Here is a 24,929-nt window from a genome sequence, read left to right on the forward strand (position 1 = left end):
CGCCGCGGATGCTCAGCGGCACCCCCGGCGCCCAGTACCTCCTCGGCTCGCCCATGGAGCAGTCCGGGTCGCAAAGGCAGACCTCGGCCCGCGTCCGCGCGGCGAGCCACCAGAATGCGGGTAGGAGTGTTACTTGATGAAGTCCTCGACGACGCGGGGCGGCCAGGTCCCCACCGTCAGCGCCCCCATCGCATACGCGCGGGAGACCAGCGCCGCGCGGTTGGGAGCCTTCAGTTTCCGCAGCAGACTGGTGACGTGATATTCCACGCCATGTTGGCTGAGATACAGACGGGACGCCAGCGGAACCGTGGACAGGCCCGCCGCGATTCCCTCCAGAATTCGCGCGTCGATCTCGCTGAGCAGTTTCCTTTTCGGTGCCACCAATGCGTCGTCCGCCGGTCTCCGGCCTGACTGCATCACCACGAGGACGGCGGCCGGGGCGGGGCCGTAGCCGCTCACGGCGGCGGCCGTGAGGCTGCCGGTGAACACGTCGCCGGTCGGCCGCAGCGCCACCACGTTCGTGGCGAAGCGGTCCCGGCGGCCCTCCAGGAGCCGCTCGAACTGCCGCATGAGCGGCTGCCGCACGCTGGGGTGCACCAGATCGCGGAAATTACGCCCGAAGATGTCGGGTGCCGCCGTCGAGGAATCGGAGGGGGGAGGGGCCAGTACGTCGACGGAAGGTTCGGCGGGGGTCGCGAAGTGACGGAAGAAGTCCTGATTGGCCTGACGGATCGTCAGTGCCGGATCCAGTACGGATATGCACACGCTCGGCCACTCCTCTCCTCGGACCGCCGTACCGGTCGCGCCGACCGTACTGTGGCCTGCCGAAAACTGCAGAGAATCCACCAGAGCAGGAATCATCAAGGGACTGACATCCTTTCCAACCCCCGTATGTGAACCAGAAATCAAGAGACATCGAGCGAGAAGGAGAAATCCGGAGAATGAAGCGTGCCACGGGAACCGAGGGCCGCCCGGAAGCTGCCGGAAAGAATTTCCGAACTCCCCGACACAATTGACACTAAGGACCGATCTGAACAAGCGTCAACGTTGACCCGTGCCCCACCCCTAATCCTGTGGTCTCACACTCCCGCACGGTACGGTCCGCCTCGACCTTTCGGCTCCCCGAACACTCGGAACTCCTACCGCCGGTATCCCCCGCACCGTAAGAGACGCTCCTCACGGCGCACTCAGTGCGACCCGAGTGCGCTCTGGCCTGCGAGCAGCTCCCGTCGCCCTGAGACGCCCAACTTCCGGTAGCACGACGTCAGGTGCTTCTCCACCGCACGCGTGCTCACGCCCAGTTCATCGGCGATTTCCTGATTGGTCAGACCCCGGCTCACCAGGGAGACAACCTTGCGCTCGCCCTGGGTGAGCGGTGCCTCCTGGCTGGGGGCGGCGGTTCCCAGGGCCGCGCGGGCGCGCTCAGTCAGCCAGGGGGCGCCGCAGGCGGTGGTGAGATCAACGGCCTCACGCAGCACCGTCCTCGCCTCCTTGCCGTTTTCCAGAGTCCGGCCCAACTGGAGCAACGTACGGGACAGTTCGAGCGTGTTGGCGGACGTGCGAAGGATCTCGGCGGACTCGCGCAGGGCGGATTCGCCGCCTCCACCGGGCAGGAGGGCGTTCAGGCGCAAGGCACGGCCGAGAGCGGCGGGAGCCGCCCACTGCCGCGCCCAGGTCAGTTCCTCCTTCGCCAGGACCAGGGCCGGCCAGGTCTCGCCCAGCCGGTGGTGGAGGACGATGGCACGGGGCCGCCAGGGGAAGAGGATGGAGTTGCGCCAGCCGGCCGATTCCAGTTGGCGGCCGCAGGCCAAGAGGGCTTTCAGGGCGGCGGCGCCGCGGCCGCGGCGGGCGACGAGCGAGGCCCTGAGGAGTTGTCGGATGGCCGTCATGGCGAGGCTGGCCGGCCAGCACCTCCCGGGGTCCTCAAGGAGACGTTCGATCAGCTGGATGTTGCCGGACTCCATGGCCACCGCGGCCCGGACGACCATGGTTGGCACGCGCCAGTCCGCGTCGGACAGTCCGGCGGCCCGGTCGGCCTGTTCGCGGGCCTGGGTCAGGCGCCCACAGGCGAGCTGGATCAGGGCGTTCTCGGCGTGCACCCCCGCATGCGGGCGCTCGGTGTGCTGCTCGCAGGACAGGCGGGTGTTGATGCCTTCCACCGCGTCGGCGGCGTACAGGGCCACCGCGACCAGCGGTAGTGCGATGCGGGCGGGTTCGGAGGTCACCGGCTCGCGTTCCAGGATCTGTCCGGCCAGGGCTGCGACCTCCGGTGCCGGCAGGGCACTTGAGAGGACCCCCGCATTGTTCAGGACGGCCACCAGTTCGCGGGCGCCGCCGGTGTCCAAGGGGGGTGGGGTGCCGAGTGAGCGCAGGCGTTCCACCGCGCCGGTCAGCTCCGCCGGGTTCTCGTGCCCGGCCTGCCACAGGCGCGCTTCCAGGCGCAGGGCGATATCGCTGGGACACCTCTGGCTCGGCTCTGTGGGCTCGAAGTCCTCGGAGACGTTGCGCAGCAGGTCCACCGCCGAGGAGGTTGCGTCACCGAGGAAGCTGGGCGGGATGAGCAAGGTAGCCGCGGCCCGGTCGGTGGCCGACGACAGCAGGCGGACGGCCTGGCTGATGTGGCGTTCGCAGGCGGCGGGGTCGATGCCGCGTTCGGCCTTGGCCAGGTCGATCAGCAGGCGCGCGCGTTCGCCGTCGCCCGCGGTGCTCTCCAGCAGGGCGCGCCGCAGGTAGCGGGCGGCGGCGTGCGGCGCACTGCGGCACAGCGCGGCGTCCGCTGCCGTCCTCAGCACCCCTATGGCCCACGGGCGCTGGGTGTCGATGACCCCCATCAGCAGGGCCGCGACGTGTTCGGCCGGGCGGCCGGCCTGGTGGAGGATTTCAGCCGCGGCGTCCCGGGAGCGTTCGCGTTCGGCGATGGTGAGGGCGGAGTCGACGGCGTGGCGTACGACATCGTGGAGGAAGCGTGGGGTGTCGTCGTGGGGGGCGAGCAGGCCGAGGCGGTGCAGGGCGCGCAGGGCCCGCTGGTAGCCGATGGTGTCCAGTCGTGCGTGGCGCCGGACGAGCTCGGGCTCGCCGTGGTCGCCGAAGGCAGCGATGGCCGCGGCCAGGTCGCGTACGGGGGCGGGCTGTGTGTGGAGGCAGCTGGTCAGCCGGTCGCGGAGCTGGGTGGGGCACACGGTGCGGGCCTGGTCGGCCTGTTCGGCGGTGGGGCGGTGGCCGTTGAGAGCCTGGTCGCGCAGGACGGACTGGAGGAAGAGGGGGTTGCCGGCGCAGGTGTCGTGGCAGGCGAGGGCGTAGCTGTCCTCGGCGGGTTCGCCCAGCTGGTGGTGGATCAGGGCCCGGGTGCCGTCGAGCGAGAGCGGGGCGGGGCGCAGGATGTCGGCGGCGTCCGCCAGGTCGCCGACGAGCGGGTGCTGGGCTCGGGGCTCACCGTCACGCAGGGTGCACACGAGGGCGGCGCGCATCCCGTCCGTGCGCCGGGTCAGGTAGGCGAGCCAGCGCAGGGAGGGAAGGTCGGCCCACTGCAGGTCGTCGACGAGGAGGAGTACGGGGGTGGTGGCGCAGGCTTCGGCGAGTATCGACCGCAGGCCGTGCAGGACGGCTTCGGAGGCGGGGACGTTGTGGTCGCCGGGGGTGGGGAGGCCGTCGGGTAAGAGGGGGCCGAGGAGCTGGTGGACGATGCCGAAGGCGAAGTCCTGCTCGATGGGGGCGGCGTTGGCCCGTAACACCCGTAAGTTGTCGGGGGGAGGGGTGCCGGCCTCGTCGAGGAGGGAGGACCGGCCGATGCCCAGAGGGCCGGTCACCAGCAGTACGGAGGAACGGCCCGCCTGTGCCTGACGCACTGCGGTGCCGATCCGGGCCAGTTCGGATTCCCGTTCAAGCAGCATCGATCATGTCCTTTCCATCGGCCGGCTCCGCGCACGGAGCTCCTGGCGTGAGGTGATGCGCAGTTTCTTGTACGTGCTGCTCAGCCGCAGCTCGACGGTGCGCCGGCTCACCGAGAGCTGTTCGGCGATCTCGCGGTTGCCGAGGCCGCAGCGGGCCAGTTCGGCGGTCCGCCGCTCGGCGGGCGAGAGGACGGCCCACTCCTTGGGGAGGGTGGAGTCGTCGTCGAGCGTGGCGGTCTGTTCCAGCCGGGTGGCCAGCCACCGCACGCGTTCGGCCAAGCGGCTGGAGGTGTGAGTGACGGTGTGGCGGGACAGTTCGGTCAGCAGACGGGCCGCGGTGGTGCGGTCGCCGTTGGTGGCCTCTTCCGTGGCGATGTCGGCCAGGGCCCAGGCATGGGCGAGCTGGTTGGGCCCGCGAGGGACGGGGGTGAATTCGCGGGGTCCGGCGGCCGGTTCGCGCGGGGCGAGGGATTCGGCGCACAGTTGGGCCAGGCCCAGTGCGCTCGGGGCGCCCCAGCGGCGGGCGAGGGTGAGGTCCTCGCAGATCAGGCGCTGGGCCTGTTCCCGGTCGCCGAGGGTGAGACAGGCTCTGGCGGCCAGCGAGCGCCACGGCAGCACGGCGGGGTTGATCCACTGTCTGCGCAGCAGCCATCTTCCGGTCTCTTTGAGCAGTTCGACGGCCTCGGCCCAGCGTTCTTCGTCGATGGCCACGCGGGCGCGAGTGAACACGAGGAAGGGCCAGTGGACGCCGCATTCGGATCCGGGCGGTACCGGGGCGTCGTACAGGGCACGGGCCTGGTCGCGTTGGCGGGTCTCCAGGGCGATGGCGGTGCGTACGGCCATGTGGTGCGGGACGGCCAAAGGGTGCCAGGCAGCGGCGGGCAGCGCCCGTTCGGCGCCGTTCACCGCGCGTTCGGCGGCGTCCAGGCGGCCGCCGCGCATGTGCAGTTCGGCGTGCAGAACCAGCGCGCGGGCGAGCGTGGGGCGGCGGTGGCGGCGGCGCAGTTCGGCGACGATGGCGGCGAGGTGGTCCTCGGCTTCGGTGGCGGCGTCGGTGAGCCAGAGTGCTCTGATGGCGACCAGGCGGGGGATCACGGGTGCGTCGTGGCCTGCTTCCAGAGCCCGGCGGGCCAGCTCCGCGGCCTGTTCGCGGTGCTCGCCGCGGGCGGCGAGCTGTCCGGCGCGTAAGCCGGCCTGAGCGGGGACAAGGGGGTGTTGGGGCAGGGCGGGGACGCCGGCGGCGGGGACGTCGGCGGCCTCGGGCCCGGCCTGGGCGGCGTACCAGTACAGCGCGATCAGGTCGTCGCGCTCGCTGCCGTGGGCGGTGGCCAGGGCCTGGGTGGCGACCCGGCTGCCCCAGGCAGCGTCGCCGCGGGCCAGGCCCATGTCCAGAGCCTGCAGGCGCAGTTGGGCCCAGCGTTCACCCTCGCCCGGGTTGTTGGCGACGGTGGCGAGCCTGCGGTCGCTCGCTTCGGGGGAGGTCATGGCCTCGACGCCGGCCAGGTCGAGGCTGGTCTGCGCGCGCTGAGCGGGGTGCTGGGGCTCGTCGAGGGCGCGGTTCAGCCAGGCGGCGGCCCGGGCGAACTCACTGCGGCGCATGGCGGCGCCGAAGCTGCCGTACAGGGCTTGGACCGCCCAGGGCTCGCCGATGGGGGGTGCGTGGAGGAGGAAGCGGGCGATGTCCTCGTCGCCGGCGCCGGTCCGGTGGGCGAGGTGGGCTGCGCGGGCATACAGGGCGGCGCGTTCGTCGGTCGGCGTGTCCTCCAGGATGCGGGCCCTGACCACGGGCAGGCGGATGCGTTCATGGGGGCCGTCGGGGACGGTGAAGCCGGCTGTTTCCAGCGCCGCGCGCAGCTGGGACTCTCGTGCGGTGCGCAGCCCGGCCAGGGAGCAGATCAGGGTGAAGTCCAGCAGGTCGCCGCCGACGGCCAGCGCGCGCAGGACGGCGGTGGCCTCGTCGGTCAGGCTCCGCAGGGCGCGCCCGGCGCGCTCGCCGATGATGCCGGTGATCAGAGTGTGCAGCTGCGGGATGAGGTCGGCGGTGGGGCGGTGACCGGCGTCTGCCAGGCAGTGCAGTGCCGCGTGCAGTACGGCGGGGCTGCCGTGGGATGCCTGGGTGGCCGCGGCGGCGAACGGCTCGTCGCAGGGGGCCCCGAAGATCATTTCAGCGAGGGCGGCGACCGCGCGGGGGCTCAGCGCGCGGACGGTGAGGTGGCGGGTCAGCCGTGCGGAGGGGGCGGTGTCGGTCAGCCAGTCGGGGCCGTGCGGGTCGGTGCCGGTGCGGCCGACGAGCAGTACGAGGGGGAAGCCCGCGGACAGGCGGCGCACCATGGCCTGTAGCCAGTGCAGGGAGGCCGGGTCCAGCCACTGCGCGTCCTCCACCGTCACGAGGGTGGGTGTGCGGCGGGTGGTGTGCAGGAGTTCGAGGAGGCCCGGCAGGCCGTCCGGCTCGCGGTACTCGCGCAGTACCCGAAGCGCGCGTTCAGTCACCTCACCCAGCTGGGTGAGAAGCTGGATGACGGCTCCGTGCCGAAGGTCGCGTTCGGCCGGGGAGCCGCTGACGCGCAGGACGCGTACCGCGCGCTCCTCGGCGAGCCGGGCGGTCCAGCGCAGCAGGGCGTTGTGGCCGAAGCCGGGGCGGCCGGTCACCGAGACGACGGCAGGGTGGCCTTCGCCGAGAGCGGCCACCACCTCCGTCAACTCTGCTTGCTCCTGCTCGCGTTCGAGCAGGGACGAGTCGGTGCGTCGACGCCCCGCCCATAGGAACCCAGCGTATGGCTGTTCGTCGTTCAGTCCCGCCACAGACGCCTCCTCGGTCCGCTCACCCAAAGCCCTGTCCGCCTGGCCGCGGTGCCGACCGTGGCGCCCGAGCTCCGCGGACGCCCGAGGAGCGGAGAACCTCGGCAAGCTGTGCGCGCTCGGCGACGCCCAACTTGCGGTACACACTGGTCAGATGCATCTCGACCGTGCGTAGGCTGACGTACAGCGACTGCGCGATCGAGCGGTTGCCTGCGCCGCCGGCGGCGAGACTGGCGACCTTGCGTTCCATGCTGGTGAGCAGGTCCAGGGGCGAGCCGGTCATCTTGCGCATGCGGCCACCCGCCGCCACCAAGGCGGCGCGGGCATCCTGGCCCAGTGCGAGGGCGCCGCAGCGCTGGGCGAGACCGGCCGCGGCACGCAGGTGCTCGCGCGCGGCGGGTCGGTCGCCGTCCGCCAACAAGACCTTTCCCAGGACGAGTTCGGCGCGGGCGTGCTCGACGCGGGCCGGCGAGGAGGCCAGTTCGCGCACCGCCTCGCCCAGCAGTTCCACGCCGCCGTCACCGGGGGTGGCCACGCCGCGGGCCAGGGCGGCCAGGCCGAGGACGCGCGGGGTGCCCCACTGTCGTGCCAGCCGGGTGCCGTGCGCGGCGGGCTCCTGGGCCTCTTCCGCGCGGCCCAGCTCCGCGAGTACGCAGGCCGCCTCCACCCACCAGGGCAGGTATGCCGCGTGGCGCACTTCGGCCTCCTCCAGTGACCTGCCGCATTCACGGAACAGTGCCAGTGCGCCCTCCGCGTCCCCCAAGGCGCGGCGGGCTCGGCCGTGGGCCATCAGGTAGCGGTGGTAGGTCCACACGTACTCCTCACGCCGGGCGGGCTCGATGCCGGTCAGCAGCGCCTCGGCGGACGCGACCTCGCCCCGGTCCACCAGCACGCCCGCCAGGGCCAGGCGCGGCAGGACCATGACCTCGCCCCACCGTTCCGCGCTGCTGATTTGGACCGCCGTACTGGCATCCGCGAGCGCGTCCGGGAGCGCTCCCAGGCCGTGCTGGATCCCGGCGCGGATGGAGAGGGCCAGGGCATAGGTCCATACGGCGGAGTTCTCCCGGCCGTGGCGCAGGACGCGGTCCAGCGCGCGAAGCGCGTCATCGGTGCGGTCGGCGAGGTCGAGGACGATGGCGGAGTTGATCAGGGACCAGCTCTTCAGGGGCAGTTGGAGGCAGGAGCTGGCGCGCAGTGCGCGATTCACGGACGGTTCGGGGGGTTGGTCGTCGAGTGCCGTCAGTACGGCCATGGCCGCCAGCTTCTGGCACTGGGCGGGGGTGTCGCCCTCAGGCAGGGTCATCGCCGCGGCCCGCTTCCGTGTCGCGGCGAACGTGCTGCGGCCGTGCGAGCCGACGATCAGGAGCACCGACTCGACGAGCGTCCGCAGTTCGCGGTCGGCGGGCAGGGGGTCGGGGCCGAGTTCGGCGTCGAGCGCGTCCAGGACGTCTTCGAGGATGTCCAGGGCGACGGAGATCTCGCGTGCGGCCAGGCCGGTCGTGCCGAACTGCGCGGCGATCCGCGCCCGGGTGCGTACGTCGACACTCGGCGCCAGCGCTTCGCGGAGCAGGCCGATGGCCTCGGGCGGGGCGGTCTCGGCCAGTGATCTGGCCAGCCGGAAGCGGACCTCCACGCTGTCGGGGTCCACTTCCAACACCCGGTACAGGTAGCGGGCCGCGGCTTCCGGGGCGCCGACCTGCTCGGCGCGGGCCGCGGCTTCCAGCAGCACGCCCGGCATCCATGGTTCGGGGATCGAGCGCACGTGCAGGAGGTGGTCGGCGACCTCTTCGGCGGGTCGGCCCGCGTCGCTCAGCAGCAGGGCTGCCCGTGTGTGGAGGCTCGACAGCGCTTGGGCGTCCAGGGGCGCCAGTACCGCGGCTCGCACCGCGCCGTCCGCCAGGTGCCGGCCACCGGGCACCAGCAGTCCTGCCTCGCGCAGCACCGTCAGCGCGTCCGCGACGACATCGGCGGGGACGGCGGCCAGGGCGCCGACGTGGTCGGTCCCGCTCGCGCCGAGGACCGCCACCGCCCGTGTGACCTGTTCGACCCAGGGTGGCCGGCGGTCCAGGAGTTCGCGTGCCCAGGACGCCAGGACTCGACCGCCGGTCTCGGCGATCCGGTCGGCACCGCCCACGTCCGGACCGGCGCCCTCGGCACGCAGTTCGCGCAGCAGCCGGCCCAGAAGGCGGGGGTTGCCGCCGGTCGCGGCCCGCGCGCGAGCGAGGAAGACGGGGGCGGCGGGTGCCGGGAAGAACCCGCGGACGATCTCCGCGACATCCGGCTCGGTCAGCGGTCGCAGGCGCAGCGTCGTCGTGCGGCGGTGGGTGGCCAGGTCTGTCAGGGCGTGGTGGACCGGGGCGCGGCGGGTGAGGGCGGCGGCCTCGGCCTGCTGCGTGAGGACGACGAGCAGGGGGAGGCCGTCGGACCGGCGCAGCAGGAAGTCCAGCCAGCGCAGGGAGAGTTCGTCGCAGTGATGGATGTCGTCCAGGGCCAGAACGAGCGGGCGGCGGCTCAGCATGTCCAGCACGAGGCAGTGCAGGCCGTGGAAGGTGTGCTGGACAGCGGGGGCGTGCGGCGACTCACCGGGAGTGAGGGCGGGCAGGGCGTGGCGGGCGGCTCCTTCAAGCGGGGTGCCCTGCGCGATCGAGCCGAGCAGGGCGCGTACCCCGCTGAATGATGCGCTCGACGCACCCTCCTCACAGCCGGCCCGCAGAACCGTCGCGTGCCGACCGGCCTGCCCACTGAGGAAGGCGTGCAGGAGGGCGGACTTGCCGATTCCGGCAGGGCCGGTCACGATTACCGAGCACGCGCGCCCGGAACGCGCATTGCGGGCACAGCGGTTGAGCTCGCGCACGACATCGCCTCGGCCGACCAAGGCGCCGCCTAAGTCAGAATCTACGCTCTGGCTCCGCACCCTGGGACTCCTCGCACCTCGGAGACACAACGCATGTGACGGGCATCACCACATCGCACCACAAATCACTCTAAATGGTGATGTCCGACGTGCGCCAGAGTACATGATCTACGCAACCCCTGGCCAGCAACGTTCCTCGTCACGCGGGCTCCACGTCCGCGGAACTCCTTCCGCGGCGGTCGTCGTGGCCCTGCTGCCTCCTCCTGGCGATGGTGCCAGACCGGTCCGCCGGGATACGGCGGTCGGTCGCCGGCCTTGTGTTGCACACACCCATTCCACAGGGAGAACTACGCGAAATCCCGTAGTGTCCTTGGCGCCGCGTGGCGGCGCGGTCGCCGTGTCGAAGCGGTACGGGACACACCCGGGCACACTCCGTGCGCCGAGGTATCCCGTGGGCGCGGGCGGACTACCAGCTGCCGGCCAGCAGCAGATCCCCGTACTCCCGCTCGCGGGATGCCTGGCGCAGATCGGAGTCGACCATCATGCGCATCAGTTCGGGGAAGTCGACGGTGGGCTCCCAGCCCAGCTGGGTGCGGGCGCGCTCGGCGTCCGCACAGAGAATTTCCACCTCGGCCGGGCGCACCAGCGAGGGGTCGATGCTGACGTAGTCCTCCCAGTTCAGGTTCACATGCTCGAAGGCGATGCGGACGGCGTCGCGGACCGAGTGCATCTGGCCAGTGCCGATCACGTAGTCGCTCGGCTCGTCCTGCTGCAGCATCAGGTGCATGGCGCGGACGTAGTCCCCGGCGAAACCCCAGTCGCGCACGGCGTCGAGGTTGCCCAGGGACATCTTGTCCTGGTAGCCGAGCTTGATACGGGCTACCGCGAGGGAGATCTTCCGGGTCACGAACTCCGCTCCACGGCGCGGGGATTCGTGGTTGAACAGCATGCCGGAGACCGCGTACATGCCGAAGGACTCACGGTAGTTGCGGGTGATGAAGTGCCCGTAGGTCTTCGCCACGCCGTAGGGGCTGCGCGGCCGGAAGATGGTGGTTTCGCACTGCGGGGTCTCGGCGACCTTGCCGAACATCTCCGACGAGGACGCCTGGTAGAAGCGGATCTGGCCACCGTCGCCGTTGCGCGAGCCGTTCAGGCCGCTGACCATGCGGATCGCCTCAAGCATGCGCAGTACGCCCATGCCGTTGATCTCGGTGACGAGTTCGGCCTGCTGCCAGGACATCGGCACGAAGGAGATCGCGCCGAGGTTGTAGATCTCGTCGGGCTGCACCTTGTCGACAGCTGATACCAGGCTGGCCTGGTCCATCAAGTCACCGTCGACGAAGGACAGATCGGAGACGAGCCGGCTGACCCGCGACTTCCGGGGATTCGCCTGACCCCGCATCAGGCCCCACACCTGGTACCCCTGCGCGAGCAGGTGCTCGGCGAGATAGGAGCCGTCCTGCCCGGTAATTCCGGTGATCAGCGCACGCTTGGACATCTCATTCCTTTCCTCCGCACAGAACAGACCGCCCAAACGCAGAGCCGAGTCTGCTACTTGAAATGTTGGCCACTTGGCGTCGAATGGCGTCGAAAACGCCGCGGTCCGGACGCCGGGTAAGCGCACGCTTCCAAGCGGCCGGTCGCGGTGTCAAGAAATTTCGGGAACACTACGGAATTCCGGAGTCCCCACCACCGTCATTTCTTGGCCTGTGCGGAGGTGGCGCCGCATCCGGTACGGCCCGCGTCACCCCGCCACCGGACACTACGGATTTTCCTGTGCCAGGTGCGCTGCACTTTCCGGGTGTGCCCCGCCCAGGCCCGGTGGGCGCCTCATCCGCGCCCCGACCGGACCTGCCCGTCTCCTGGAGCGTCGCCCGGTGCTGTTCAGACTCCTACGAATCCAGCTGCGTCCCCACCGGCGCTTCATCGCCCTGCTGGGGCTGCTGCAACTGGCCCAGATCCTGGCCACCTTGGCTCTGCCGACGTTGGGCGCAGCGGTCATCGACAACGGCGTGGTCAAGGCCGACAGCAGCTACATCACCCGGACCGGCCTGGGCATGCTGGCCGTGGCACTCGTACAAGTTGCGGCGTCCGTGGGTGCGGTGTCGCTGAGCGCGCGTACGGCCATGGCGATGGGCCGCGACCTGCGCTCGGCCGTCTTCCGCCGGGTGCTGGACTTCTCGGCGCGCGAGGTCGGGCAGTTCGGCACTCCGTCGCTGATGACGCGCACCGTCAACGATGTCCAGCAGGTGCAGACGCTGGTGCTGTCCGCGTTCGGCGTCGTCGTGTCGGCGCCCCTGATGTGTCTGGGGAGCATCGCGCTCGCACTCCAGCAGGACATTCCGCTCTCTCTGCTCCTGGTGATGCTGATGGTGGCCCTCGGAATGTCATTCGGCCTCATTCTCGGCCGCACCGATCCGTTCTACGACCGTATGCAGAAATACCTGGACCGCATCAACGGCCTGCTGCGCGAACGCATCACGGGAGTCCGCGTCGTACGAGCTTTTGTGCGCGACGGCCACGAAGGCGCAAGATTCGGCCGCACCAATTCCGAATTGTGTGACATCTCGTTGCACGTCGGCCGCATGCTGGCCACCATCGTTCCCGTCGTGCTGCTGGTACTGAACGCCTTCATGGCGGCTGTGGTGTGGTTCGGCGCACACCGCATCGACGCCGGGGCGATGCGGTTCGGTGCGCTCAGCGCGTTCCTGAGCTATCTGACACTGATCATGATGTCGGTGGTGATGGTCACCTTCGTGTGTCTGGCGATGCCACGGGCAAGGGTCTCAGCCGAGCGTATCCAGCAGGTGCTGTCGACCGAGCCGAGCGTGACGACACCGCCGCGGCCCGTACGCGCCGTGCCCGAGACCGGCCAACTGGCCCTGTACGGCGCCGGGTTCAGGTATCCGGGAGCGCAGGAGCCGGTGCTGAGCGGGATCGATCTGAGCGCCGGCCCCGGCGAGACGGTGGCGATCCTCGGCAGCACCGGCAGCGGCAAGACCACGCTGCTCAATCTCGTGCTGCGGCACTTCGACGCCACCGAGGGCCGCGTCCACGTGGGCGGCGTCGACGTCCGCACACTGGACACGGAGGTGCTGCGCCGCACCGTCAGCTTCGTCCCGCAGCGGGCGTACCTCTTCTCCGGCACCGTCGCCGGCAATCTGCGCTTCGGCAACCCCGACGCCACCGACGACGACCTCTGGCACGCGCTGGAGATCACGCAGGCCCGGGATTTCGTCGAGCGCCTGCCGCAGGGGCTGAACTCACCGATCACGCAGGGCGGCACCAATGTGTCCGGCGGACAGCGGCAGCGCCTGGCGATCGCCCGCGCCGTACTGCGCAGGCCGGACATCTATCTCTTCGACGACTGCTTCTCCGCGCTGGACCACGCCACGGACGCCGCGCTGCGGGCCGCGCTGGAACCGGAGATCTCCCGGGCGACGGTACTCACCGTCGCCCAGCGCGTCAGCACCGTCCAGCACGCACAGCGCATCGTGGTCCTGGACGCGGGCCGGGTGGCCGCCACCGGAACGCACGAGGAGCTGCTGCGCACCAGTACGGCGTACCGGGAGATCGCCCGATCCCAACTCACCGCGCTCACCGGCCACTACGGCCGCTCCGGCCCGGACACCGGAACCGCCACGACCCCTCGGGAGGCCGCCCATGGGCTCGGCGGACAGCTCTAGCCGCGGGCGGCATGGCCCCGCCCGCCGCACGCTGGCACTGCTGCGACCGCACCGCGCCCCGGTCGCCGTGGCGGTCGCCCTCGGCATCGGCGGCGTCGCGCTCAACGCGGCGGGCCCGATGCTCCTCGGCAAGGCCACGGACCTCGTCTTCGACGGCATCCGGCACACCCATGGATCCGGATCCGGCGGAGTCGACTTCGACGGGATCGCCCGTGTGCTGCTGATCGCCCTGGTGTTCTTCGCCGCCGCCTCCCTCCTCACCCTCCTCCAGGGGCGACTGGTCGCGGCCGTCGTACAGCGTGTGGCCTTCGCGCTGCGCCAGTCGGTGGAGGCCAAGCTCGCCCGCCTGCCGCTGCGGTACTTCGACCGCCACCCGGCAGGTGAGCTGCTCAGCCGGGTGACCAACGACGTCGACAACCTCCAGCAGACCCTCCAACAGACCCTCAGCCAGCTGATCACAGCGATGTTCTCCGTACTGAGCATGCTGGTGCTGATGCTCGTCATCTCGCCGCTGCTGGCACTGATCATGGTGGCCTGTGTACCGGTGTCCGCCGTACTCGCGGCCCGGATCAGCAATCGCGCGCAACCGCGGTTCGCCCGTCAGTGGTCCGCCACCGGAGCGCTGAACGCCCACGTCGAGGAGGTCTACACCGGTCACGCGCTGGTCAAGGGCTTCGGACGGCGCGAGCAGGCCGAGCGCGCCTTCGACGAGCACAACGCAGCCCTCTACCGCGCCGGCGCACGGGCCGAGTTCGTCTCCGGTGCCATCGAGCCGTCGATGATGTTCGTCGCCAATCTCGGCTATGTCATCGTGGCGGTCGTCGGTGCGCTGCGCGTGGTCGCCGGGGCCCTGTCCGTCGGCGACGTCCAGGCGTTCGTTCTCTACTCCCGGCAGTTCAGCCAGCCGACCGTCGAGGTCGCCGGCATCGCCGCCCGCCTGCAGTCCGCCCTCGCCTCCGCGGAGCGGATTCACGAACTCCTGGACGCGGACGAGCAAAGACCCGACCCAGACCGCCCCGCGCGACTCCAAAAGGCCGGACTCCAAAAGGCTGTCGGAAGAGTCCAGTTCGAGAAGGTCTGTTTCCGCTACTCCCCCGGCACCCCCCTCATCGAGGACCTCTCCCTCACCGTCGAGCCCGGCCGGACCGTGGCGATCGTCGGTCCTACCGGCGCGGGCAAGACCACCCTGGGCAACCTCCTCATGCGCTTCTACGAGACCGACGCGGGACGCATCCTCCTCGACGGCACCGACATCACCACCCTGACGCGCGAGGACCTGCGCTCCCACATCGGCCTGGTACTCCAGGACGCCTGGCTCTTCTCCGGCACCATCGCCGAGAACATCGCCTACGGACGTCCCGACGCCACTCGCGAGGAGATCGTGACCGCCGCCCGCGCCATGTGCGCCGACCGCTTCATCCGCACCCTGCCGGACGGCTACGACACCGTCCTGGACGAGGAGTCGACCAACGTCAGCGCGGGCGAGAAGCAGCTCATCACCATCGCGCGGGCCTTCCTCGCACGGCCCTCGATCCTGCTCCTGGACGAGGCGACCAGCTCCGTCGACACCCGCACGGAGGCCCTCATCCAACGCGCGATGCACTCGCTGCGCGCGGGCCGCACCAGCTTCGTCATCGCCCACCGCCTCTCCACCATCCGCGACGCGGACCTGATCGTCGTCATGGAAGGCGGCCGCATCGTCGAGCAAGGCACCCACGACCAGCTCCTGGCCGCCGCGGGGGCCTACGCCCGTCTCCACTCGGCCGTGGGGCCCGGTGCCGGGCTGGAGGGTGCCTCACCACGCTGAACCGGCACCGCACCGTACGACCTGACGAATCGCTCGAAAGGAGCCGATCCACCATGCCCGACAGCCATGCCCTGAGCGAGCTGCGCGCCGCGATCAGCGCGCCCGACCACACCCCCGAGGACATCGCCGCGCTTCCCCTGCCAGAGTCCTTCAGGGCCGTGACCGTCCACAAGGAGGACACCGAGATGTTCCGCGGAATGACCGGCGCGGACAAGGATCCGCGCAAGTCGCTGCGCGTCGACGAGGTGCCGATGCCCGAACTGGGACCCGGCGAGGCGCTGGTCGCGGTGATGGCCAGCTCGGTCAACTACAACACGGTCTGGTCGTCCCTCTTCGAGCCGCTGCCGACCTTCGGCTTCCTGGAGCGCTACGGGCGCACCTCGCCGCTCGCCAAGCGGCACGACCTGCCCTACCACATCCTCGGCTCCGACCTGGCCGGCGTGGTGCTGCGCACCGGCCCTGGGGTCAACGTCTGGAAACCCGGCGACGAGGTCGTGGCGCACTGCCTGTCGGTGGAGCTGGAGAGCCCGGACGGACACGACGACACCATGCTCGACCCGGCCCAGCGGATCTGGGGCTTCGAGACCAACTTCGGCGGCCTGGCCGAGATAGCCCTGGTCAAGGCCAACCAGCTCATGCCCAAGGCCGCCCACCTCACCTGGGAGGAGGCCGCCGCGCCGGGTCTGGTCAACTCCACCGCCTACCGTCAGCTGGTCTCCCGCAACGGCGCCGGTATGAAGCAGGGCGACAACGTGCTGATCTGGGGCGCCAGCGGCGGCCTGGGCTCGTACGCCACCCAGCTCGCCCTCGCCGGCGGCGCCAACCCCGTCTGCATGGTGTCCAGTCAGCGCAAGGCCGAAGTGTGCCGGGCCATGGGAGCGGAGGCGATCATCGACCGCTCGGCCGAGGACTACCGCTTCTGGACCGACGAGCACACCCAGAACCCGCGGGAGTGGAAGCGGCTAGGCGCCCGCATCCGGGAGCTGACCGGAGGTGAGGACGTGGACATCGTCTTCGAGCACCCCGGCCGGGAGACCTTCGGGGCGTCCGTCTACGTCACCCGCAGGGGAGGCACCATCGTCACCTGCGCCTCCACCTCCGGCTACCACCACGAGTTCGACAACCGCTACCTGTGGATGCACCTCAAGCGCATCGTCGGCACCCACTTCGCCAACTATCGCGAGGCCTGGGAGGCGAACCGCCTCGTCGTCAAGGGCAAGATCCACCCCACCCTCTCCTGCACCTACCCGCTGGCCGACACCGCGCTCGCCGTCCACGACGTGCACCGGAACGTCCACCAGGGCAAGGTCGGCGTGCTGTGCCTGGCCCCGACCGAGGGACTGGGCGTGCGGGACGAGGAAATGCGCGCGAAGCACCTCGACGCGATCAACCGGTTCCGCTGACCGCTGCGTCGGCCCCGCGTACGAGACGCGGGGCCGGAACAGCGTGTGGTGGGCGAGTTGTTCGCGGCACATAGCGGTCAACACCTCACTGAACGAGCAGGCGCGCCGCCCGCGCGGCGCCGGCCGGGCCGTCCTTGGTTCACCGGGCGCAGCCAGGCTGGCTCAGGGTGACGAGATGCTGCCTCAGGAGGGCGATGACAGCTGCGGCCTCGGCGGTGAGGTAGAAGTGTCCGCCGGGATAGACGCGCAGGTCGAAGGGGCCGGTGGTGTGGCCTCGCCAGGCTTCGGCCTCGTCGAGCGAGGTCTTTGGATCGCTGTCGCCGGTGAGCACCGTCAGCGGTGCCCGGATGGTGACATCGGGCGCGCAGCGGTAGGTCTCGATGGCTTGGTAGTCGCTCCGGATCGCCGGCAGGATCATCCGCAGGATCTCCTCGTCGCCGAGGAGCGCGGTGTTGGTTCCGGCGAGGAGTTTCAGTTCCCCGACGATGCCTTCATCGGTCTTCCGGTGGACGTTCTCGTCGCGGATCCGGGAGGGTGCGCGACGGCCTGAGGCGAAGAGGTGGGCGAGTTCACCACCGTCTGCTTCGAGACGACGGGCCACCTCGAAGGCCAGTGTGGCGCCCATGCTGTGGCCGAAGAAGGTGGTGGGCCGGGCCGTCAAGGTGGGACGCAGCGCGCCGTAGACCTGGTCGGCGAAATCGGCGATATCGCTGGGGCTGACTTCCATGCGCCGGTCTTGCCGACCCGGGTACTGGACCGCGAACACCTCCGCCACGGAAGACAGTTGGGCGGACACGGGGAAGTAGAAGGACGCCGAGCCACCCGCGTGAGGGAAGCAGAAGAGCTGGCTGGGGCTGGACGGCGCGGGGTGGAAGCGCCGCCCCCACAGGCCCCCTTCGGTGGACGTCGTCATGTGAGTGATCTCCTAGCAGGTGGAGCCGAGCGGGACGAATTGACAGGCGGGCGCGTGGGGGGGGGGCACTGCGACGGGAGGACAGGGCCGTGGCACATGGCGAACGCCCATCAGGAGACCGAGCGGCCCCACTCCCTGAGCCACCAGGGCCCCGCAAAGCCCTTTGTGGGCCCTGGAACTCATTGGACATGCCCGCGCAGTGGGTGAATCCCTAGACTTCTACCCCGCCTCCCCATCAGTTCTGCGGCCCTGTACTCGGCGTCAGTGCGGACACTAGGGATATCCGGGCGCCCCGTGTGCTCCAATGGACCGGGGCGGCGTGCCGGCCGGCTCCGTCCGCCTGGCGGCCCGCGTGCCGCCGGCCAACAGGGGGTGTCCTTTCGTGCTGTTGCGGCTGCTGCGTCCCTACGGTGGGGCGACCGGCGCACTCGCACTCCACCAACTGCGGCTGATTCCAGGCACGTTGGCGTTGCCGACGCTCGGCGCGGCGCCGACGGCGAACTCCTGCGCGTACCAGGCTTCTACGCCCGGCTCCACGCCTCCCACTCCCCTGCCACCGCCGTCGAAGCGGCGGCAGGCTGATCAACGAGAGAGAGGGCACCGTGCCTGCTGGAAACCTCCTGGCCATCAGCGATCTGCATGTCGTCCACGCCGAGAACCGCACGCTGGTCGACTCGCTGCGGCCCGCTTCGGACGGCGACTGGCTGATCGTCGCGGGCGATATCGGCGAGAAGGTCGACGACATCGCCTGGGCGCTGCGCCTGCTGGCGGGCCGGTTCGCCAAGGTGATCTGGACACCGGGCAACCACGAGCTGTGGACCCATCCCCAGGACCCTTGCACGCTGCGCGGCGAGGCCCGCTACGAGCACCTCGTCGCGCTCTGCCGCGACCTTGGCGTCGCCACGCCGGAGGATCCCTACCCGATCTGGCAGAGCGCCGACGGACCGGTGGCGGTGGCCCCGCTCTTCACCCTCTACGACTACTCGTTCCGCGCGCCCGGTGCCACCACGACGGCCGAGTCGCTTCGCATCGCGCACGACGCGGGCATCGTCTGCACCGACGAGTACCTCCTGCACCCCGACCCCTACCCCAGCCGCGCGGCATGGTGCCGGCAGCGCGTCGCGGAGAGCGAGCGGCGTCTGACGGCACTCGACCCCACGCTGCGGACCGTCCTGGTCAACCACTGGCCCCTGGTCCGCCAGCCGACGCAGGTGCTGCGCTATCCGGAGTTCGCCCAGTGGTGCGGGACCGAACTGACCGCGGACTGGCACCTGCGCTTCCGCGCCGCGGCCGTCATCTACGGCCATCTGCACATCCCGCGCGTGACCCACTACGACGGGGTGCGCTTCGAAGAGGTCTCGGTCGGCTACCCGCGCGAGTGGCGGGCGCGGCCGCCGCGGATTCCCCTGCGCCGGGTGCTGCCGGCGCCGGTTGCCGGAGGCGTGCGGTGATCGAGGCGATCCTTCCCCGCACGGTCGTCACCGAGGCGGCGTACGACGACGAGGCGCGCCCCGGCGACCACTTTTTCGACGAGGAGCGGGAAACGATTGCGCAGGCGGTGGAGTCGCGGCAGCGGGAGTTCACCACTGTGCGGTATCTAGCCCGCCGTGCGCTGGGACGGCTCGGCCGTCCTGCGGCGCCGATCCTGCCGAACCGACGCGGCGCTCCTCAGTGGCCGGACGGCATCGTCGGCAGCATGACGCATTGCGCGGGCTACCGGGCCGCCGCGGTCTCCCCCGCCGAGCTCACGGCTTCCGTGAGCATCGACGCCGAGCCGAACGGGCCACTCCCGGACGGTGTCCTGGAGGTGGTGACACTGCCGTCGGAGCGGGCGGCGATTGTGTCCCTGACCGAACGTCGGCCGGACGTGCACTGGGACCGGTTGTTCTTCAGCGCGAAGGAGAGCGTCTTCAAGGCGTGGTACCCGCTGACGGCCCGCGAACTCGACTTCTCCGAGGCGGAGATCGCCGTGGACCCGTGCGACGGAACCTTCTCGGCCCGGCTGCTCGTGCCGGGGCCGCTCATCGACGGCCATCGCGTGCCGGTCTTCCCGGGCCGCTGGCACCAGGCCCGCGGTCTGCTCGCGACGGCCGTCCATCTGGCGAGGGAGAGCGAGCTCGACGACGTCCCCCGAGCACGCCGTGGCCTGGTCTCACCGTCTTGACGTCACACTCAGGGGTCGTGGCGGCGATGCCCCCAGGTCGGCCGGTTTCGCCGACTGCTTCACCCACATGTTCGCCGCCGACGAAGTGCGCTCCCCCAAGCCCGCACCAGAGGCCGCGAAGTCAAAGATCACCAAACACTGGTCAAGAGGGCGTTGCGGCAGGGCAGTTGGCAGACGTGCGTGGTTTCGTCGCTTCCGATGTCGAGGGGGGCGATCGGTTCATGGCGGATCTGCTTGAGTAATTGGCCGTTTATCGGAAGCGCGACACCATGCTCGGCGGTGAGCATGAGGTGTGCCAAGAAACAGAACGATCACCCTGCTGTCGTTCGGCCATGCCTGCGTGGACATCTACCAGGGCGCCGTGACGTCACTCGTCCCGTTCTTCGTCGCCGAGCGCGCCTACACGTACGCGGCGGCCTCGGGCATCGTGCTCGCCGCGTCCCTGCTGTCCTCGGTGGCGCAACCGTTGTTCGGCGCGTTCACCGACCGGTGGGCGATGCCGTGGCTGCTGCCCGTCAGTACGGTCCTCGCCGGGCTGGGGATCGCCCTGAGCGGCCTGAGCGGGTCCTACGCGCTGACGCTGGCGTTCGTGGCCGTGGCCGGTGTCGGTGTCGCCGCGTATCACCCCGAGTCCGCCCGGGTCGCACGGATCGCCAGCAAGGGGAGCCACACGGCGATGAGCTGGTTCTCCCTCGGCGGCAACATCGGATTCGCCCTCGCGCCCGTCATGGTTGCCGTCGTCATAGCCACCGGCGGACTGCGGTACTCGCCGTTCCTCGTGATCCCGGCCCTCGCTGGCACCGTGCTGTGCCTGCCCGCCCTGCGCGCGCTCGGCAGAACGTCACCCGGCGCTTCCGGCAAGGCAGTTCGCGCCGGAACCGAAGACAGGGCTTCCTTCGTCAAGCTGGCGCTGGCCGTGATCTGCCGGTCCATCGTCTTCATCGGCCTGAGCGCGTTCATCTCGCTCTACGTCCAGCAGCGGACAGGTGGTGGTACAGCGGCGGGCACAGCAGCACTGTTCGTGCTCTACATCGGCGGTGCGGTGGGCACCGTGCTGGGAGGCAGTCTGGCCACCCGCTGGGACCGGGTGACCGCTGCGCGCAGGTCGTACCTGATGTCCGTCGCCGCCGTCGCAGGCATCGTCTTTGTCCCCGGCCCGGCGATCTACGTGTTCGTGGCGCTGACCTCCGCCGGCCTCTACATCCCCTTCTCCCTCCAGGTCACCCTCGGCCAGGACTATCTCCCCACGCGCGTCGGCACCGCGAGCGGGATCACTCTCGGCCTGGCCGTCAGCGTCGGCGGCATCGTGAGCCCCCTCATCGGCTGGATCGCCGACACCACCTCCCTGCAGACGGCGCTGGCCCCACTGATCGCGATGCCGGCCCTGAGCTGGTTCCTGTTCCGGATGCTTCCCGAACCGGCCGTATCGAAGGCCGTGGCACCGGCACAGCAGACCCCGGACGGCAGCGCGGGGCCCAACTCACCCACACCCAGGGGAATCGCCCCTGACACACCTGCACCCACGGGCACGCCAGACATCACCCGGGCGCAGGGGCACTGACCGGATATCCACTACCGGTCACGTAGAGGGGGTTGAGAGGCTCCCAGGCATGGGGGATTGGAAAATCCGCGAACCACGCAGCCCAAACCACCGTCCCACCAAGGGATTTCGACGTCCGGCCGAGGGATTCACCGAACTCACCCTGGCCCCCGGGGCAGCGTCCCGGGCGAGCGCCCTCGCCCTGCGCAACACCCTGGACGTGAACACGGGAACCGCTGTCCTGGAGCACGTCATCCGGCATGCCGAGGCCGATCCGGGCCGCCCTGCTGTCACCGACGGCGAACGGATGCTGAGCTACCGGGATCTGCTGGAGCGGGTCGCCGCGACACGGAACGCGCTGCTTTCCCGGGACGTGCGCACAGGTGACGTGGTTGCTGCCGCCGGCCCTCGCAGTGCCGGCACACCGGTCGTCTTCCTGGCACTGGAAAGTGTGGGCGCCTGCTACCTGCCCATCGACCTGGACTGGCCGGAGGAGCGGGCCCGGGACGTCCTCGAACGCAGCCGGGCCGTTCTGCTGCTGGACTACTCCGATACCGACGGCGCCGCCCGTGCCGCCTGCTCGGCCGCCGCGGCACAGCGGATACCCGCCCTGCGTCTGCAGGTGGAGAGCGCACCCGGTGAACTGCTGGCCCCGAATGCCCGCGACCACTCGCATGAATCCCGCTACACGATCTTCACTTCGGGAAGCACCGGCCGCCCCAAAGGCGCTGTGGTCGAACACCAAGGCATGCTCAACCACCTCTGGGCCAAGGCCGGTGACCTCTCGCTCGGACCCGACGACGCGGTGGCCTTCACAGCACCGCTGGCGTTCGTCATCTCCATCTGGCAAATGCTCGCTCCACTGCTGGTCGGTGGTCGCATCGCGGTGGTGAACGACACCGCGATGCACTTCCCGCGAGGACTCATCACCGCCCTCGATGCCGCGGACGTGACCGTCGTCGAGCTCGTCCCCACCGTCGTCGGTCGACTCGTCGACGAAGTGCAGCGCCTCGGCGGCGGATCGCTGAAGAGACTGCGCCGGCTGGTGTCCACAGGTGAAGAACTCCATCCCTCGGTGGCAGCGCGTGTACATGAGGCTCTCCCCCATGTGTCCGTCGTCAACGCCTATGGACTCACCGAGTGCTCCGACGATGTCGCCCATCACCTGGTGACGCATGCCGACCTCCAGAGATCCCGGCTCCCTGTCGGCTCACCGGTCGTCAACACCACGCTCTATCTGCTCATCCACGGAGCGGATGGCACATGGCGGGCAGCCGAGCCCGGGGAGATCGGTGAGCTGTTCGTCGGCGGAGCGGGTGTGGGGCTGGGTTATCGGAGCGATCCCGACACCACCGGCCGTGCCTTCTTCCGCGATCCCTTCGACCCGGCCTCGCCCACGGGAAGGCTCTACCGCACCGGCGACCTGGCGCGCTTCGACGAGGGGCTCGTGTACTACCTCGGCCGCGGCGACCGGCAGGTCAAGGTCGCTGGCGTCCGCATGGAGCTCGGTGAGATCGAAGCGGTCCTGAGCCGTCATCCCGGCATTGACAAATGCGCCGTCACGGTGTCCGGCGGCGCCGGTCCCGGCGAACTCGTCGCGCACTACTGCCTGCGCGGCCCCGCCTCACCGGAAGAACTGCAGCAGACCCTGAGTGCAGCACTGCCGCTGCCGATGGTGCCGCGGCGATGGAAGGAGTGGGACGCGTTACCGCTCACGCACAACGGAAAGATCGACCACCGCTCGCTTCGGGCGGCCGCCACCACCCGGAAAGAGGCACGATGACCACGGCAGGAGTGAGGACGTCCGCGTCCGCCGAGAACCGTGTCTCGGCAGACGGGGCGGCGGATCTGACGGAAAAGGCCGCCGCCGTGGCCCGTGCCGCCGAACAACACCTCGCCCGGGCCGAGCGGGACGCAGTGTTCCCCGAGCAGGCGCTGGCGGAGATGCGCCGGACCGGTCTGCTCGGCCTTCTCGTGCCGGCCGCGGACGGCGGCCTCGGAGGCACCGTCGCCGACCTCGTCGACGTCACCATGGTGCTGGGACGTACCGACATGTCAGTGGCGATGATCTTCGCCATGCACTGTCAGCAGTCGGAGGCGATCGTGCGTTACGCGAAGCCGCCGCTCCGCGATGAGCTGCTGCCCCTGCTGGCGTCGGGGGATCTGTATCTGGCCTCGGTCACGACCGAGCCCGGCAAGGGCGGTCACCTCCTGACGTCGTACGCCCCGCTGCGCGAGGCCGGCGAGACCCTGGAGATCGACCGGAGGGCCCCGATCGTGACCGGCGGCACGGCGGCGGACGGCTTCCTGATCACCATGCGCAGCCCGCACGCCACCGCGGATCACCATGTCTCCCTGGTGTACGCCCACCGCAGCCAGCTGTGCGTGGAGGCGACCGGGTCGTGGTGCCCGATGGGGATGCGCGCCAGCCATAGTCTGCCGCTGGCCCTCACCGGCACGGTCCCCGCCCACCAGGTGCTCGGCGAACACGGCGCCTTCCATCACATCGCCCGGACCGTCTTCGGCCCGCTGGCTCACCTCGGCTGGTCGGCGGCCTGGCTGGGGACCGCGTGCGGGGCCCTGTCCCGCGTCCTGCACCTGCTGCGCGACCCGGGGAGCCGCAAAGGGTTCGACCTCGGTTCGGAACTGCTGCTGACGCGATTGTCCCGGGCCCGGCAGCGGCTCGACGGCGTCCACGCTCTGCTGCGCCGGGCTCAGGCGCTGGTCTCGCGGGGGACGGATCTGTCCGCCCCCGGCAGCCAGTTGCTGCTGAACAACCTCAAGATCACTGCCGCTGAGGACTGCTGCGCGGCTGTGAACGACCTCGTCGAAGCCGTCGGGCTCCGGCACGGCTATCTCCAGGACTCGCCGACCCGGCTGGAAAAGGCCCTGCGCGACCTGCGCTCGGCTTCGCTGAACTACAGCAACGACCGCCTCCACCTGGCGGACGGGCACCTGTGCCTGCTCGACCCGGACGTGCGGCTCGCCTGATCGCACCGCACTTGACCCCCTGCTTCCGAGTACTCCGAGGAACCCGACATGCCCGGACAACCCGCGGACAGCTCGACCGAGAACTGGGCCACCGCGCTGCGGTACATCGCAGGACGCAAAGCCGCCGAGGAATCCCTGGGATTCCTTGCCCACATCAGCGCCACGATCCGGAACACCGCCGGCCTCCCGGACATCGTCCCGGCAGTGGCCCGAACATGCATTCCCTTTCTCGGTTCGGCGATATCCCTGGACGCACCAGCCGTGCATCCCGAACCCGTCGTCCGGTCGCCGGACGGGTTGTCGGCGGCACTGGACGGAGTGCGCACCCTGGCCGGGAGCAGCGGCGAACAGCGGATCGTGATCAGCGAACACGAGGGCTGCGCGCAGCTCACCGACCCCCGGCATCTGGAGCTGCTGCGCGGGTGGAAGGCCGGTTCGGCGGTGGCCGTCACGCTGGACTACCGGGGCGTTTCCGGCGGCCGTCTCGTCCTCGTACGAGGTCCGGAACACCGGCGAGGTCCCATCGGGCCGGGTGATCTCGCGCTGATCGACGAAGTGGCCGACAGGGTCGCGGCGTTCAACGCGTTCGCCACGCACCGGGGCCGCCGGGAAGTGAGGAGAGACATGGCGGCGAGCTGGACGGACGTACGCTCCTGGATCCTTGAGCGCAACCCCGACCTGACGGACCTGGATCCTGACACCGACATCATCGAGACGCGTGTCATCAGCTCCCTGCAGTTCGTGGAGCTCGTGCTCCACGTCGAGCAACTGCGGGGCACGATGCTGCGGTCGGAGGAGGTGACCCTCGATGCCTTCCGCACGCTCAAGGAAATCGAGAGGAAATTCCTCAGCCAATAGGCCCGGCACGGAATTTAGACGATC

General features: G+C 70.2%; 17 protein-coding genes. 9 read left to right on the forward strand and 8 right to left on the reverse strand.

Going from position 1 to position 24,929, the window contains the following annotated elements; all coding sequences use genetic code 11:
- Positions 1-129 precede the first annotated feature (129 nt).
- The 5 genes from ACSHXC_RS05275 to ACSHXC_RS05295 form a co-directional block, all read right to left on the reverse strand.
- Complete coding sequence (locus ACSHXC_RS05275; RefSeq protein ID WP_438290422.1) at positions 130-861, reverse strand: LuxR C-terminal-related transcriptional regulator; 732 nt, start codon at positions 859-861, stop codon at positions 130-132.
- A gap of 326 nt (positions 862-1,187) precedes the next feature.
- Positions 1,188-3,890 (reverse strand): AAA family ATPase, encoded by a 2,703-nt coding sequence (locus ACSHXC_RS05280; protein WP_438290423.1) that lies wholly within the window; start codon positions 3,888-3,890, stop codon positions 1,188-1,190.
- 3 nt (positions 3,891-3,893) lie between these two features.
- Complete coding sequence (locus ACSHXC_RS05285; RefSeq protein WP_438290424.1) at positions 3,894-6,692, reverse strand: AAA family ATPase; 2,799 nt, start codon at positions 6,690-6,692, stop codon at positions 3,894-3,896.
- Between the two features lie 19 nt (positions 6,693-6,711).
- Complete coding sequence (locus ACSHXC_RS05290; protein WP_438290425.1) at positions 6,712-9,603, reverse strand: helix-turn-helix transcriptional regulator; 2,892 nt, start codon at positions 9,601-9,603, stop codon at positions 6,712-6,714.
- 406 nt (positions 9,604-10,009) lie between these two features.
- Positions 10,010-11,041, reverse strand: a complete 1,032-nt coding sequence (locus ACSHXC_RS05295; protein WP_438290426.1) for a GDP-mannose 4,6-dehydratase — start codon at positions 11,039-11,041, stop codon at positions 10,010-10,012.
- Between the two features lie 379 nt (positions 11,042-11,420).
- Between ACSHXC_RS05295 and ACSHXC_RS05300 the strand changes: the two genes are divergently transcribed.
- The 3 genes from ACSHXC_RS05300 to ccrA are packed head-to-tail and all read left to right on the forward strand — an operon-like array spanning position 11,421 to position 16,439.
- A complete protein-coding gene (locus ACSHXC_RS05300) occupies positions 11,421-13,229 on the forward strand; it encodes an ABC transporter ATP-binding protein (protein ID WP_438290427.1) in 1,809 nt (602 codons plus the stop codon).
- Positions 13,207-15,036 carry an ABC transporter ATP-binding protein gene (locus ACSHXC_RS05305; protein WP_438290428.1) on the forward strand — a complete coding sequence of 610 codons (1,830 nt, stop codon included), beginning with the start codon at positions 13,207-13,209 and terminating at the stop codon, positions 15,034-15,036. The genes ACSHXC_RS05300 and ACSHXC_RS05305 overlap by 23 nt, the downstream gene beginning before the upstream one ends.
- Positions 15,037-15,089: 53 nt before the next feature.
- Positions 15,090-16,439, forward strand: a complete 1,350-nt coding sequence (ccrA, locus tag ACSHXC_RS05310) for a crotonyl-CoA carboxylase/reductase (protein WP_438290430.1) — start codon at positions 15,090-15,092, stop codon at positions 16,437-16,439.
- A gap of 139 nt (positions 16,440-16,578) precedes the next feature.
- Here ccrA and ACSHXC_RS05315 read toward each other — a convergent pair whose 3' ends face one another.
- On the reverse strand, positions 16,579-17,352 hold the full coding sequence (locus ACSHXC_RS05315; RefSeq protein WP_438290431.1) for a thioesterase II family protein: 774 nt from the start codon (positions 17,350-17,352) through the stop codon (positions 16,579-16,581).
- A 405-nt stretch (positions 17,353-17,757) separates the two neighbouring features.
- Positions 17,758-17,889 (reverse strand): hypothetical protein, encoded by a 132-nt coding sequence (locus ACSHXC_RS05320; protein ID WP_438290432.1) that lies wholly within the window; start codon positions 17,887-17,889, stop codon positions 17,758-17,760.
- 65 nt (positions 17,890-17,954) lie between these two features.
- On the opposite strand from ACSHXC_RS05320, the gene ACSHXC_RS05325 reads away from it, so the two are divergent.
- A complete protein-coding gene (locus ACSHXC_RS05325) occupies positions 17,955-18,803 on the forward strand; it encodes a metallophosphoesterase family protein (RefSeq protein WP_438290433.1) in 849 nt (282 codons plus the stop codon).
- Positions 18,800-19,516: a 4'-phosphopantetheinyl transferase family protein gene (locus ACSHXC_RS05330; RefSeq protein WP_438290434.1), complete on the forward strand. Its 717-nt coding sequence runs from the start codon at positions 18,800-18,802 to the stop codon at positions 19,514-19,516. Before ACSHXC_RS05325 ends, ACSHXC_RS05330 begins: the two co-directional genes overlap by 4 nt.
- Positions 19,517-19,644: 128 nt before the next feature.
- Here ACSHXC_RS05330 and ACSHXC_RS05335 read toward each other — a convergent pair whose 3' ends face one another.
- Positions 19,645-19,803, reverse strand: coding sequence for a hypothetical protein (locus ACSHXC_RS05335; protein ID WP_438290435.1), 159 nt, complete (start codon positions 19,801-19,803; stop codon positions 19,645-19,647).
- A gap of 5 nt (positions 19,804-19,808) precedes the next feature.
- On the opposite strand from ACSHXC_RS05335, the gene ACSHXC_RS05340 reads away from it, so the two are divergent.
- From ACSHXC_RS05340 to ACSHXC_RS05355, 4 genes are read left to right on the forward strand one after another with little or no spacing between them, the layout of a single operon-like run.
- Complete coding sequence (locus tag ACSHXC_RS05340; protein ID WP_438290436.1) at positions 19,809-21,077, forward strand: MFS transporter; 1,269 nt, start codon at positions 19,809-19,811, stop codon at positions 21,075-21,077.
- Between the two features lie 49 nt (positions 21,078-21,126).
- Positions 21,127-22,839 carry an amino acid adenylation domain-containing protein gene (locus ACSHXC_RS05345; RefSeq protein WP_438290437.1) on the forward strand — a complete coding sequence of 571 codons (1,713 nt, stop codon included), beginning with the start codon at positions 21,127-21,129 and terminating at the stop codon, positions 22,837-22,839.
- Positions 22,836-24,047, forward strand: coding sequence for an acyl-CoA dehydrogenase family protein (locus ACSHXC_RS05350; RefSeq protein ID WP_438290438.1), 1,212 nt, complete (start codon positions 22,836-22,838; stop codon positions 24,045-24,047). Before ACSHXC_RS05345 ends, ACSHXC_RS05350 begins: the two co-directional genes overlap by 4 nt.
- Before the next feature lie 48 nt (positions 24,048-24,095).
- On the forward strand, positions 24,096-24,905 hold the full coding sequence (locus tag ACSHXC_RS05355) for a hypothetical protein (protein ID WP_438290439.1): 810 nt from the start codon (positions 24,096-24,098) through the stop codon (positions 24,903-24,905).
- The last annotated feature ends 24 nt before the right edge of the window (positions 24,906-24,929 follow it).

It is taken from the genome of Streptomyces sp. HUAS TT7, assembly GCF_051550175.1.
Lineage (GTDB): Bacteria > Actinomycetota > Actinomycetes > Streptomycetales > Streptomycetaceae > Streptomyces.

Bases quoted from the DNA above. Each gene is read 5' to 3' on its own strand.
- ACSHXC_RS05275 (WP_438290422.1), bottom strand. From the start codon at position 861: ATGATTCCTGCTCTGGTGGATTCTCTGCAGTTTTCGGCAGGCCACAGT.
- ACSHXC_RS05280 (WP_438290423.1), bottom strand. From the start codon at position 3,890: ATGCTGCTTGAACGGGAATCCGAACTGGCCCGGATCGGCACCGCAGTG.
- ACSHXC_RS05295 (WP_438290426.1), bottom strand. From the start codon at position 11,041: ATGTCCAAGCGTGCGCTGATCACCGGAATTACCGGGCAGGACGGCTCC.
- ACSHXC_RS05305 (WP_438290428.1), top strand. From the start codon at position 13,207: ATGGGCTCGGCGGACAGCTCTAGCCGCGGGCGGCATGGCCCCGCCCGC.
- ccrA (WP_438290430.1), top strand. From the start codon at position 15,090: ATGCCCGACAGCCATGCCCTGAGCGAGCTGCGCGCCGCGATCAGCGCG.
- ACSHXC_RS05315 (WP_438290431.1), bottom strand. From the start codon at position 17,352: ATGACGACGTCCACCGAAGGGGGCCTGTGGGGGCGGCGCTTCCACCCC.
- ACSHXC_RS05335 (WP_438290435.1), bottom strand. From the start codon at position 19,803: ATGCTCACCGCCGAGCATGGTGTCGCGCTTCCGATAAACGGCCAATTA.
- ACSHXC_RS05345 (WP_438290437.1), top strand. From the start codon at position 21,127: ATGGGGGATTGGAAAATCCGCGAACCACGCAGCCCAAACCACCGTCCC.
- ACSHXC_RS05350 (WP_438290438.1), top strand. From the start codon at position 22,836: ATGACCACGGCAGGAGTGAGGACGTCCGCGTCCGCCGAGAACCGTGTC.
- ACSHXC_RS05355 (WP_438290439.1), top strand. From the start codon at position 24,096: ATGCCCGGACAACCCGCGGACAGCTCGACCGAGAACTGGGCCACCGCG.